Annotated in this window: 9 protein-coding genes; 8 read left to right on the forward strand and 1 reads right to left on the reverse strand. The window is 35.8% G+C overall.

The genetic code is table 11. The features are described 5' to 3' along the window. Positions 1-102: 102 nt before the first annotated feature. From JG29_RS02260 to groL, 5 genes are all read left to right on the forward strand, one after another. Entirely contained in the window at positions 103-732 is a 630-nt protein-coding gene (locus JG29_RS02260; RefSeq protein ID WP_045922325.1) for a redox-sensing transcriptional repressor Rex, read from the forward strand. Between the two features lie 17 nt (positions 733-749). Further along, positions 750-1,730 (forward strand): mannose-6-phosphate isomerase, class I, encoded by a 981-nt coding sequence (gene manA / locus JG29_RS02265; protein ID WP_045922326.1) that lies wholly within the window; start codon positions 750-752, stop codon positions 1,728-1,730. A gap of 162 nt (positions 1,731-1,892) precedes the next feature. Continuing rightward, a complete protein-coding gene (locus JG29_RS02270; protein WP_045922327.1) occupies positions 1,893-3,770 on the forward strand; it encodes an LTA synthase family protein in 1,878 nt (625 codons plus the stop codon). Positions 3,771-3,941: 171 nt separating this feature from the next. Next, the gene (gene groES / locus JG29_RS02275; protein WP_045922328.1) at positions 3,942-4,226 is read left to right on the forward strand and encodes a co-chaperone GroES; all 285 of its coding nucleotides are present in this window, start codon (positions 3,942-3,944) and stop codon (positions 4,224-4,226) included. A gap of 28 nt (positions 4,227-4,254) precedes the next feature. Then, positions 4,255-5,892 carry a chaperonin GroEL gene (groL, locus tag JG29_RS02280; RefSeq protein ID WP_045922329.1) on the forward strand — a complete coding sequence of 546 codons (1,638 nt, stop codon included), beginning with the start codon at positions 4,255-4,257 and terminating at the stop codon, positions 5,890-5,892. Between the two features lie 325 nt (positions 5,893-6,217). Here the strand turns inward: groL and JG29_RS02285 are convergent, their stop codons facing one another. After that, positions 6,218-7,564 carry a DUF6056 family protein gene (locus JG29_RS02285; RefSeq protein WP_045922330.1) on the reverse strand — a complete coding sequence of 449 codons (1,347 nt, stop codon included), beginning with the start codon at positions 7,562-7,564 and terminating at the stop codon, positions 6,218-6,220. 405 nt (positions 7,565-7,969) lie between these two features. On the opposite strand from JG29_RS02285, the gene JG29_RS02290 reads away from it, so the two are divergent. The 3 genes from JG29_RS02290 to mutL are packed head-to-tail and all read left to right on the forward strand — an operon-like array spanning position 7,970 to position 13,325. After that, on the forward strand, positions 7,970-8,755 hold the full coding sequence (locus tag JG29_RS02290) for a TIGR00282 family metallophosphoesterase (protein WP_045922331.1): 786 nt from the start codon (positions 7,970-7,972) through the stop codon (positions 8,753-8,755). 54 nt (positions 8,756-8,809) lie between these two features. Beyond that, positions 8,810-11,410, forward strand: a complete 2,601-nt coding sequence (gene mutS, locus JG29_RS02295) for a DNA mismatch repair protein MutS (RefSeq protein WP_045922332.1) — start codon at positions 8,810-8,812, stop codon at positions 11,408-11,410. 10 nt (positions 11,411-11,420) lie between these two features. Further along, entirely contained in the window at positions 11,421-13,325 is a 1,905-nt protein-coding gene (gene mutL / locus JG29_RS02300; RefSeq protein ID WP_045922333.1) for a DNA mismatch repair endonuclease MutL, read from the forward strand. Positions 13,326-13,329: the final 4 nt, after the last annotated feature.

A 13,329-nucleotide genomic window follows, 5' to 3' on the forward strand; every position in this document is an offset into this window, starting at 1 on the left:
CTATCTATTTTTCATAAATTTATTTTAACATATTGACATTGTGATATTGTATGAGTAATACTGTAACATGTATTGGAAATAAATTCACAAAGGAAATGCTGTATGACACAATATAAAATACCAAATGCAACTATTAAACGGTTACCATTATATCACCGCTATTTTCAATTTTTAAAAGATTCTGATAAAAAGAAGATTTCTTCTACGGAATTGGCAGAAGCTGTTCAAGTAGATAGTGCTACTATTAGACGTGATTTTTCTTATTTTGGTTCTTTGGGTAAACGAGGTTATGGCTATGAAGTAGAACCCATGTTGGACTTCTTTAAAAGGTTACTCAAGCAAGATAAAACATCACCGATAGCTCTTATTGGTGTGGGCCACTTGGGTAATGCTTTACTGAATTATAATTTTTCACAAACTAACAATATTAAAATTGTAGCGGCGTTTGATAATAATCCTGAAATTATTGGTCAGAAAATCAATGATATTTTGGTTTCAGATATGCAGGATTTAACTAACTTGTTGCAAGCTCAAAAGATTGATGTGGCTATTTTAACAGTTCCTGCTACCAGTTCTCAAAAAGTTGCTGATCAATTGGTACAAGCGGGGATCAAGGGAATTTTAAATTTCTCACCTATAAGATTAGCCACTCCTCCAGCAGTACGCGTTCATAATGTTGATTTAGCTAATGAATTACAGACTTTAATTTATTTTTTAGATAATTATCGTTAATTCAAAGGAGGTTCCAATTGCCAGTACCACTTTTTTTAGAACCAGTTTTTCAAAATAAAATCTGGGGTGGACGCAAATTAGCTCAAGAATTTAATTATCAGCTGCCGGCAGGTAAGATTGGTGAATGCTGGGCCATTTCTGCGCATCCGCATGGACCCTCTAAAGTTATGAGTGGTCCTTATGCCGGAGTATATTTAAATGAACTTTGGCGTTCAAATCCGGAATTATTCGGTTATCCGCAGGAGCAAGTTTTTCCCCTATTAACTAAAATTTTAGATGCTGAAGCCAATTTATCTGTGCAAGTGCATCCGGATAATGCGTATGCCTTAGAGCACGAAGGCGAATTAGGAAAAACTGAATGTTGGTATATTATTAAAGCGGATCCGCAAGCTTGTATAATTTATGGACATAATGCCCAAACTCAGGATCAATTGACAAAGATGATTTCACAAGGAGATTGGCAACATCTACTAAAGAAGCTGCCTGTTAAAACCGGTGATTTTGTTTTTGTCCCTAGCGGCACGGTCCACGCGCTCAACAAGGGGATTCTAGCTTTAGAGACGCAGCAAAGTAGCGACACGACTTATCGATTATATGATTATGATCGCGTTGATATCCAGACCGGCCAGAAACGCCAACTACATTGGCGACAGTCAGAAGAAACAATTAATGTACCTTTTATAGCTCCACAACTGCAAATTGAGACTCAAAAAGTTCAACATAGTAAGATCATCAGTTATGTAAAACCGCCACTCTCACCTTATTTTGCTGTGTGGGGGCTAGAAATTACAGATGATTGCTTATCTTTAGAACACCAATTAGGTGCTTATACTTTATATTCTGTTATTGCTGGTGAAGGTTATTTACAAGTTGAAAATCAAAAATACACTTTATCCTTGGGCAGTCATTTTATTATACCTGCAACGATTACTCATTGGAAAATTTCGGGTTTAAAATTACATTTAATTGCTTCGGAAGCTACAGAACCAGAACAATAGGTCGAAAATCTTTATTTAGTCTAATAATTGCAAATTAAAATTTTGCCTGCTATATTATTTCAGTAATTGCAGTTTATTTAATTTCTAAGTAATAAAATATTAGGTGAAAAGGCTAGAGCAAAGGGCTCTAGCCTTGAATTTTTATAAAAATTAGAGGTTCACGTGAATAAGAAATTTGTAAAAATTATTTATCGAATAGGACAATTGCTGTTAGTATTTCTTACCGCCGTTATGTCATATTTTTTCATGCAACTGGCTATTACCGGTCACTTAAATCGAGATTATGCTGCAATGTATAGGGAAATTGTCACTAATCAGCCAGCTACAATTATTAATATTTTAATGCTAGTTATACTGGTAGTTACGATTATTGCTTTCGTGGGAGATTACTGGTGGGGACTTGCTGCTGCCATTATTTTATTAGTGGTGGCCTTATTTGTTGATCATCAGAAAATTTTATCCCGTTCTGAACCATTACTGCCTTCTGATTTGATCATGGTTAACCAAGTTGGCGGCTTAATAAAAATGGTGCACTGGATGTCCATTTTAAAATTGATTCTTTTTATCGGATTGATGTTTGTTGGTGCCTATTTTTTACGTAAATTTACTAAGAACTATTGGATTAAGAATTCTTTTACTATTTGGGGCATACGAGCGGTTCTCGTTCTTTTTGGGATTTGGGCTTTTGCTTTTTTGTTTCAAGCAGGAAATGCTGAATCAGCAGTTTGTAAGCAACTGAATCAATGGGGAATTGCAGATGATAACCATAATCCCCTTAATATTTATCGTTCTCGGGGTACTATAATCGGCTTTGCTTTTAATGCCAGTTCCAATAAAATGGCTGAACCGCATGGCTATAGTCCTCAAGCTATGCGAAAGCTGGCTCAGCGTTATCGCATTAATGCAGAAGTGGCTCCAAATACCGACCCGGTGAATATTATTTATATTTTAAATGAATCTTTGACTAGTCCTCAAACCACTATGGATAAATATCCGATAGAAGAAGACTCGCCTTTGAGTTATATTGATAATATTTTGCAGGATCCGCAAACTAATCAGGCGAGTGGTTATATGGTTTCTCCTGAATATGGTGGGGGAACGGCTAATGTAGAATTTGAAGCTAATACAGGTTTCTCCAATTATTTTTTGCGCAGTACACCGTATCAAGATATTTTACCTAAGAAAAGAAGTTTTCCCAGCATTATGCGCTATTTGAAAGCACAAGGATATCAGTGCCAAGCTTATCACCCCTATGATGGAGCGATGTACCAACGCCCAGAAGCCTATCGAGCTTTAGGGATTTCTAAATTTTCTGACCGTAGTAAGTTACACAATTTACATCAAGGAAAATTTGGAGAATATGTAAGTGATGCTTCAACTTACCCTAATATTTATCGCCAGCAGAAAAAATCGCGTCAATTTAGTTTAGTAGTCACCATGCAAAATCATATGCCTTATTTAGAGAATATGGGTACACAAAGTGATTATCATTTAATTGATGCTGTCAACGGTGATGCCACAAAAACTCAAAAATTGCAGGCTTACTTTCAAGAACTGCATGAATCCGATCAAGCTTTTAAAAAGCTTGTAAATCATTTTCAGAATTCTCGGCAAAAAACTTTAATTGTAATGTACGGCGATCATTATCCTGGAGATGGCCTTTATGACAATTTGGCTGATGAAACTTTGACTGTACATGCTACTCCTTTTGTAATGGCGGCTAATTTTGACTTGCCACAACAAAATTATGGATACTTTTCTCCTAATTATATGTCCTTATGGATTTTACAACAGCTGGGTTATCCGTTAACACCGTTTTATAATTTATTAATGCAATTGCATCAAGAAGTACCTGTCTTAACCCAGGCTTTACAGATGGATAGTAATGAAAATCAATATACTAACTTACATTCGAAAACAACGGCTTGGCAAAAGTCTCAGGTTTTTCGGGATTATGAAATGCTGGAATATGATCTGACTTATGGTAAGGGTTATGCCTATAATTATCATATGTTTTCTGCTTCTAATACCAAGCAATAAAAGAACCAAAAACAAGACAGGTTTTTGGTTCTTTTTATTAATAAAAAATATTTTTTTCTGGTTAAATACTTGCATAGTTTTTTAAACATGATAATATATAAAGTGTTGTTAGCACTATGTTACAGAGAGTGCTAAACGTGCTAAAATTAAGATAAATTTGGAGGGATTACTGTGTTAAAGCCATTAGGTGATCGCATCTTAGTACAAGTTGATGAAGAAAAAGAGCAAACTGTTGGTGGCATTGTTTTAGCTAATAATGCTAAAGAAAAACCTCAAAGTGGTGAGGTTGTAGCTGTTGGCGCTGGAGAAAAAGCTCCCGACGGCAAAGTTATTCCTATGACTCTTAAAAAAGGCGATAAAGTTATTTACGACAAATATGCCGGCTCCGAAGTTAAATATGAGGGCAATAAATATTTAGTTATGCATGAAAAAGATGTTATGGCAGTAATTGAATAATAAATAATATTAATTGAGGTGGAAAAATATGGCAAAAGAAATTAAGTTTTCAGAAGATGCCCGCGCTAAAATGCTGAAGGGTGTAGACCAATTGGCAGATACAGTTAAAACAACTTTAGGACCAAAAGGCCGTAATGTTGTTTTGGAAAAATCTTATGGCTCTCCTAATATTACTAATGATGGTGTAACAATTGCCAAGGATATTGAATTAGATGATCATTTTGAAAATATGGGTGCTAAATTAGTTTCAGAAGTTGCTTCTAAAACTAATGATATTGCTGGTGATGGTACAACTACAGCAACAGTATTGGCCCAGTCTATTATTCGTGAAGGTATGAAGAACGTTACTGCTGGAGCTAACCCAGTTGGTATTCGTACTGGTATTGAAAAAGCTACTCAAGTAGCAGTTGATGAATTACACAAGATTTCTCATAATGTTGAAGGCCGTGATCAAATCGCTCAAGTTGCTGCTGTTTCTTCTTCCAGTGACCGTGTTGGTGAGTTAATTGCTGATGCAATGGAAAAAGTTGGCCACGATGGTGTTATTACAATTGAGGAATCTAAGGGTATTGAAACTACTTCTGATGTAGTTGAAGGTATGCAATTTGATCGTGGTTACTTATCTCAGTATATGGTAACTGATAATGACAAAATGGAAGCTGACTTAGAAAATCCTTACATTTTAATTACGGATAAAAAGATTTCTAATATTCAAGATATTTTGCCATTATTACAATCTATTGTTCAACAAGGTAAAGCACTCTTAATCATTGCTGATGATGTTGATGGTGAAGCTTTGCCAACCTTAGTTTTGAACAAGATTCGTGGTACTTTCAATGTAGTTGCAGTTAAAGCTCCAGGCTTTGGTGATCGTCGTAAAGAACAATTGGAAGATATTGCTATTTTAACTGGTGGTACAGTAATTACTTCTGATCTAGGCTTAGAATTAAAAGATACGACTATTGATCAATTAGGACAAGCTGGTCGCGTTACTGTAACTAAAGATAATACTACTATTGTCCAAGGTTCTGGTTCCAAAGATGCCATTGATGAGCGTGTCAACTTAATTAAGAAGCAAATTGAAGAATCTACTTCTGATTTTGATAAAGAAAAATTACAAGAACGTTTAGCTAAACTTGCTGGCGGTGTTGGTGTTATCAAAGTTGGTGCTGCTACAGAAACAGAATTAAAGGAACGTAAATATCGTATTGAAGATGCTTTGAATGCTACCCGTGCAGCTGTTGAAGAAGGTTATGTTGCTGGTGGTGGAACAGCTTTGATGAATATCATTCCTGCTGTCGAAAAATTAGCTGCTTCAGAAAATGGTGATGTTCAAACAGGAATTAATATTGTTAAACGTGCTTTAGAAGCACCAGTTCGCCAAATTGCCGAAAATGCCGGTAAAGAAGGCTCTGTTGTTGTAGAACATATGAAGAGTCAGGAAAATGAAATTGGTTATAATGCTGCTTCTGACAAATGGGAAAATATGATTGATGCCGGAATTATTGATCCTACTAAAGTTACTCGTTCAGCTTTGCAAAATGCTGCTAGTGTTTCCGCTTTGATCTTAACAACCGAAGCTGTTGTTGCTGATAAGCCAGAACCAAAGGCTCCAGCTGCTGATGCTGGTGCTGCTGGTAATGGTATGGGCGGCGGCATGATGTAATCCTGTAAAAATTTAAGGGATTATTCTAATTGTTAATAATATAAAAAACTTTTAAAGATTTTATCTTTAAAAGTTTTTTTGTATAGTAATTTATAAATTAAAAAAAAGGAAGTATTTTGATTATTAATATTACTTCAATAACTAGCCTTAGAACTCTCAGCCTTAAATAAAAATCAGTAATGAGAATTCGCTAACTTCTTGCTTTCAATTTTAAAATACAGGTCATTATTAATATTTTATTGAAAATTAAATCTTGATACTCAGTCTAGAAGACTTCAACCACATTAAAGTATATTCAAACAACAGGTAGCCTAGTTTATAACTTTTAATTAGTAATTTTAATTTGTCGGTCAAATTTTGCCAAATCATTAACTTTCAATTTGGAAGTATGTTGTTTCCATTTATCATATTCTATACCGATAATCGGTTTATCTTTTTGATGTACAAAAAAGCTTTGAAAAATACTATCTTCACTCATATTTGGTGCCCAAAGATAATCAGTGTTAGGATAATTAATAATATAAATTTTTGAGTTTGCAGTAGTTTGTTGGTAATTACAATATTGTTTAGATAATTCATTTATTTGCCAATAATTAAGGGCGATTTTATCAAAATGAATTCCCAACATCATAAATAAGGCCAAACTAATCACGGTGAAAACTTTAAAATAGTTTTGTAACCAAGCAATCCAATTGGTGATTAACAAGGTGGCTAAAAAGACATAGCTGGCAAAGATGCACCGTGGGCCAAAGGGATTGATGACAAAAAAAGGAACTATGGCAACAAGCGCATCAACTAATAGTAAAGCGTTAATTGTTAAAAATTTAGAATCAGGCTTTTTTCTAAAATTAAGCACAAAACCAATTATAATAAAAACAATAAGAAGTATTATTTTTTTATTACTAAAAAAAGTCTTGAGATATGGTAAGAGCATAGCTTGTTGACTATCGAGACTGCGATAACTGTCATGACCCTGCCATAGTATTTTTAAGTAAGCCCCATTGATAAACATTAAAATAGCGCCCACCAAATGACCGAGTCCCAACCAACGAAAGTATTTATGAAAAAAATCAGAACTAAAATGGCGGTGCAAAAAAAGTAAGATTATTAAATCATTACAACAATTTAATAAAGTAATGTGTTCAGCTAAAAACTGACTTAAAATAGCAGTTATCAATAATAATGATTTGCTAAATTTCGAAATATTAATTGTAGCGGCAAAGTTATTGTAGTACTTACTAATAATATATATGAAAAAAAGCGGGAAAATAACTGAAGGAACGTAATTAGCAAACCCCGCATGCCAGCCCCAAATTTGGCGATAAATATCTTTGGGTGGTGATAGCAATATTATTGCTGTCAGCATAAGTGTCAGAATAGGATGATAGTTATTAAAAAGTGATTGTGCAATTTTCATGATTAAATAAGAAATTGCAACTGCACTCATTCCATAAATAAGAAAAGAAATGATTTTAAAGTGAGTCATTAATATGACAAGTAGATCACCGAGATAGCGGCCGTCATAAGTCAAAAAAGTACCACTAAAAAAATAATTGGTTCCCCATGAACTCCACCAATTTAAATCATCACCCACCAAGGGGTTCCAGTACCCAAGCAGTCCAAAAATCACAAAAATAAAAACATAAGTTAATGTTAGGGCTTTGTTACGCATGCGTTTTCCTCTTTAATTTTAAATGAATTCCTTATTGTTATGAGTTGAATGAAGAATGCTAATTATATATGATATAGTTTTACCTTAGAAACTGATTGCAATGTAACTTGGTGATAATTACCAAAATATGATTATCCCTTAGTACAAAATTATTATTGATCTTAACTTGATAATAAGCATACCAATTTTACCATATTTATTTTATGAAACCAACGGGCTGTAGCCATTTATAGCAGTCAAAACAAGGTAATTAGTTCTAAATAGAGGTTATTTTGGCATAATCTATTCGAAACAGCGCTACATTGCAAACTGTTGTCGTTATTTTATAATTTAAGGAAGCTTAAAAGCGATATGTCAAAATAATTCTGATAATCATAACTATTTGAAGGATTGAAGGAGAATAAAATGCGAGTCATATTTATTGGTGATGTTATGGGAGAAGCCGGCATGCGCGCCATTAGTACTTATTTGCCGGCTTTAAAGAATAAATTTCATCCCCAAGTCACCATTGTTAATGGGGAAAATGCTGCTCAAGGCCGCGGTATTAGAGCTAAGCAATTTAAAGAAATTTTAAAAGCTGGCGCTGACGTAATTACTCTGGGAAATCATGCTTGGGATAAGTCAGAAGTAAACACTTTATTGCAGCAAAATGATAACTTATTACGTCCAGCCAATTATCCCGGAGCCAATACTCCAGGAAAGGGCTTGGTAATTAAGCAAATTAATGATCAAAAATTAGCAGTGCTGAATTTGCAAGGCCGTGCTTTAATGAATCCAATTGATGATCCGTTTACTAAAGCAGATGAATTATTAGCGCAAATTCCTTCTGATACTAAGGTGTTCGTAGATTTTCATGCTGAAACCACAAGTGAAAAGGGAGCTTTAGCGCATTATTTGGATGGCCGGGTTGATGCAGTGATTGGAACCCACACGCATGTGCAAACTAATGATGCGCGTATCCTGCCGCAAGGAACGGCCTTTTTATCTGATGTAGGTATGACTGGGTCATATGATGGAATTTTGGGAGTAAAAGTTGCTAACAGTATACAACGATTTTTAACTCAACAACCAGCACATTATGAAATTGACGATCAAGGACGTTTACAAATTAATTACTGCATTTTGGATTTTGCTAAAACCAATCACATTCAGATTGGTCAAATAAATCCCGATCAGCCCTTAGATATCTAAAAGTTGGGTTTTTAGTTATAATAGATTTATATTTTGCAAGAGAGTTGAGAATTAATGCCACAAAAAACTAAAGATACGCCCATGATGCAACAGTATCTAAATATTAAAAAAGATTATCCTGATGCCTTCTTATTTTATCGGATCGGTGATTTTTACGAAATGTTTTATGATGATGCCATTAAAGGATCACAATTATTGGAATTAACTTTAACAGCACGTAATAAGAATGCAGCCGATCCAATTCCAATGTGTGGCGTTCCCCATCATGCGGCTGATAGTTATATTGAGGTGCTCGTAGATAAGGGTTATAAGGTGGCTATTTGTGAACAGTTAGAAGATCCGAAAACTGCTAAGGGAATGGTCAAACGCGGTATTATTAAACTAGTTACACCAGGAACTAATTTGGAAGATAAACCCAATCAAAGCAAAGAAAATAATTATCTGGCAGCTATTGATCCTCATAATCAGCAGTGGGGCTTTGCCTATACGGATTTGTCTACCGGTGAAGTTAAGGCAACGGTATTGACCAGCTTAGAACAAGCAAAAAACGAATTGTTGAATCTACGCTGTAAAGAAGTTGTTGTCAGCCCGGATTTTGCCTCACAGTGGTGTCAAGAAATTAAAGACATGGGTATTTTAGTTTCTCAAGAAGAGCCGCAAAAAGAATATGCCGAAGTGGCTTTTGTCAACCAAGGGGTTCAATCGCAAGCAGCCCAAAATACTATTAAATATTTAATTTCTTATTTAGTTGAAACTCAAAAACGTTCTTTAAATCATTTACAAAAAGCCCAATTTTACGCTGTTAATAAATATTTACAATTGGACCATAATGCTCAAAGTAATCTGGAATTATTTCGTTCCTTACGGACAGGAGAAAAATCAGGAACGCTGGCTTGGTTGTTAGATCAAACCAAAACAGCAATGGGAAGCAGATTATTAAAGCAGTGGTTGCAGCGGCCTTTATTGGATGTTAAGCAACTAACTAAGCGCCAAAATATTGTGCAAGTATTATTAGATAATTATTTTCAGCGCAGTTCGTTGCAGGATTATCTAACTAAAGTATATGATCTGGAGCGGTTGGCTGGCCGTGTAGCATTTGGCAATGTTAATGGGCGCGATTTAATTCAATTAGCTACTTCATTAGTTCAAGTACCCAAAATCAAGGCAATATTACGCGACTTGCAAGAGCCGGTTATTAATGATTTATTGAAACAAATACCTGATTGTCAGAATGTAGCACAAGCAATTACTGAGGCCATTGTCGATGACCCGCCAATTTCGGTGACCGAAGGCAATTTGATTCGTCCGGGCTATAATCAACAACTGGATCAATATCGTTTAGCTATGAAAAATGGCAAATCTTGGATTGCGAAAATGCAGGTCCAAGAACAACAACGAACAGGCATTAAAAACCTGAAAATAGGTTTTAATCGTGTATTCGGGTATTATATTGAAGTTACTAATGCCAACAAGGAGCAAGTACCGGCGGATCGATATCAGCGTAAACAAACTTTAACTAACGCCGAACGCTATATTACTCCGGAGTTAAAAGAAAAAGAACGGCTGATTTTAGAAGCAGAAGAAAAATCAACGATTTTAGAGCATGAATTATTTAGTAAATTGCGTGAACAGATAAAAAAACAGATCGCTCCTTTGCAAACTTTGGCTCAACAATTAGCGTTATTAGATGTCTTACAAGGTTTTGCAGTGATTAGTGAGAATTATCATTACGTGCGGCCGCAGTTTACAAAAAATAATCAGGTGCAAATAATTGATGGCCGCCACCCCGTAGTAGAGAAAGTTTTAGGAAAGCAAAAATATATTCCCAATAGTATTCAAATGGATAAAACTACTTCTGTGCTTTTAATTACTGGCCCCAATATGTCTGGTAAAAGTACTTATATGCGGCAGATGGCCTTAATCGTTATTATGGCACAAATTGGCTGTTTTGTACCCGCACAAAAAGCGCAGTTGCCGATTTTTGATCATATTTTTACGCGCATTGGCGCAGCAGATGATTTGATTTCGGGTAATTCTACTTTTATGGTTGAAATGATGGAAGCTAACGACGCTCTGCAACACGCTACCACTCACTCATTAATTATTTTTGATGAGATTGGCCGTGGAACTGCTACTTATGATGGAATGGCATTAGCCCAGGCGATTGTTGAATATTTAAATAATCAAGTTCATGCTAAAACGATGTTTTCTACCCATTATCATGAGTTGACAGCATTAGCTGACCAGTTAGATGAAGTCGAAAACGTTCATGTTGATGCCACGCAGGAAAACGGCAAGTTGGTTTTTCTACACAAAATATTACCGGGTCCAGCGGACAAATCTTATGGAATCCATGTGGCCAAATTAGCAGGATTACCGGAATCTTTATTAAAACGAGCTCAAATTATTTTGGAAGACTTGGAAAAAACGTCTGCCCAAAAGCCAGCGCAACCAGTTGAAAAAACAAAGGACACTACTAACAAGGTCGCTGCAGATAAGTCTTACGTGAAAGAACAGTTGTCTTTATTTAAGGAACCGGAAACTAGTCCTAATCAGGTATTACTTCAACAACTAAAAGATGCTAATTTAATGAAAATGACACCTTTAGATGCTATGAATCTTTTAGCACATTTACAAGATGAATTAGTAGATTAAGGAGATTTATATGGCTCAGATTCAGCTTTTATCGTCAACTTTAAGTAATCAAATTGCTGCCGGTGAAGTTATTGAACGCCCGGCTTCCATTGTTAAAGAACTAGTTGAAAATGCTATTGACGCACAAGCAACCCAAATTGATATAGCAGTAAAAGATGCAGGAATTTCAGCTATTCAAGTTACTGATAATGGTAGTGGTATTGCCAACGATGAAGTGGAATTAGCCTTTCAGCCGCATGCTACTAGTAAAATCCATTCTAATAACGACTTGTTTAATGTTAAAACTTTAGGCTTTCGGGGTGAAGCTTTAGCCAGTATTGCTGCTGTGGCTAAAGTTCAACTAATTACAAGTACTACTGGTCTGAGGGGAACATTAATTAAGATTGCTGGCGGAAAACAGCTGCAAAAACGCTTGGTAGCGGCCGCAAAAGGAACTAGCATCACCGTCACGGATCTGTTTTACAATACGCCGGCCCGCTTAAAATATTTAAAGACGGTTAGCACTGAATTAAATCGGATCATTGATATTGTAGACCGATTAGCGTTAGCCCATCCTCAGATTGCTTTTACTTTAGTTAATGAGCAGCGTAATTTAATTCGCACCTCAGGCAATGGTAAATTGCAGCAAACGATTGCCGGTATTTATGGCCGCAAAACGGCAGCACAAATGGTCGAAATTCAGCAGAATACTTCTGACTTTCAAGTAGAAGGTTTTATTTCTCTACCTCAACAAACCCGAGCAAATCGGCAATATATGTCCCTTTTGATTAATGGCCGCTACATTATTAATTTTCCGTTAATGAAAGCTGTTCTTGCCGGTTATGGTTCAAAATTAATGGTCGGACGTTATCCTGTAGCCGTTGTCCAAATTCAAATGGATCCCTTATTAGTTGATGTTAATGTTCATCCAACTAAAAGAGAAGTCCGTTTGAGTAAAGAAGAACAGCTGGCAACTCTGATCCAACAGACAATAGCCGCTAAGCTGTCACAACTAAATTTGATTCCGGATGCGGTAAATAATTTACCTGCACATTCCAAGACTAAGCAACAGCTACAAGCTGGTTTTCCAAAAGAAAGTGCTCCAACTACTCAAATGGCAGATACTTCACAAATTGCTGAACCACAAGCTGATAATACTTCTTTAGATCCGTTTGTTAGTCCGGCAGCGATTCATTTACAACCGATTTTTGAAGATCCGCAGCGGCTGGATGCTTGGGATCAGCATGTACAACAGTTTCACCAAAAAAGTGTTGCTGCTCAAGCTAATAGTGAAACAGTTAATGTGAATACAATTTTTGCGCCGCGTAAATTTCCGGATTTAAGATTTGTAGCTCAAATCCATAACTCTTATTTAATAGCTGAAAGTGATAACGGTTTTTATCTTGTCGATCAACATGCAGCCCAAGAACGTGTTAATTATGAAAAATTTCGTCAGGAAGTTGGTCAAGTTAGTCAAGATCAACAACAGTTGTTAGTTCCTTTAATTTTGGATTATTCTAATGCAGATGCGATCGTTATTAATGAACATTTGGATATTTTGCAGAGCGTGGGAATTAAAATTGCTGTCTTTGGACAAAATAGTTTTATAGTTCAAAGTCATCCTACTTGGATTCCCAAAGGTCAAGAAGAGACTACGATTCGCGAAATTATTGATTATGTTTTAAAAGACGGTAAAATTAGTATTGCTCAGTTTCGTGAACAAACGGCAATAACTATGAGTTGTCGTTTATCCATTAAGGCCCATGATCCTTTAGACAAAGCCCAAGCACAAGCGGTTTTAGAACAATTGGCGCAAACGCAAAATCCTTACAATTGTCCTCACGGGCGTCCGACGCTGGTTCATTTTACTGATCAGGATATCCAAAAAATGTTTAAAAGAATTCAAGATCCCCATCAAGCTCAGAGGAAGAAATGAGGTT

This window comes from Bombilactobacillus mellis, assembly GCF_000967245.1.
Classification (GTDB): domain Bacteria; phylum Bacillota; class Bacilli; order Lactobacillales; family Lactobacillaceae; genus Bombilactobacillus; species Bombilactobacillus mellis.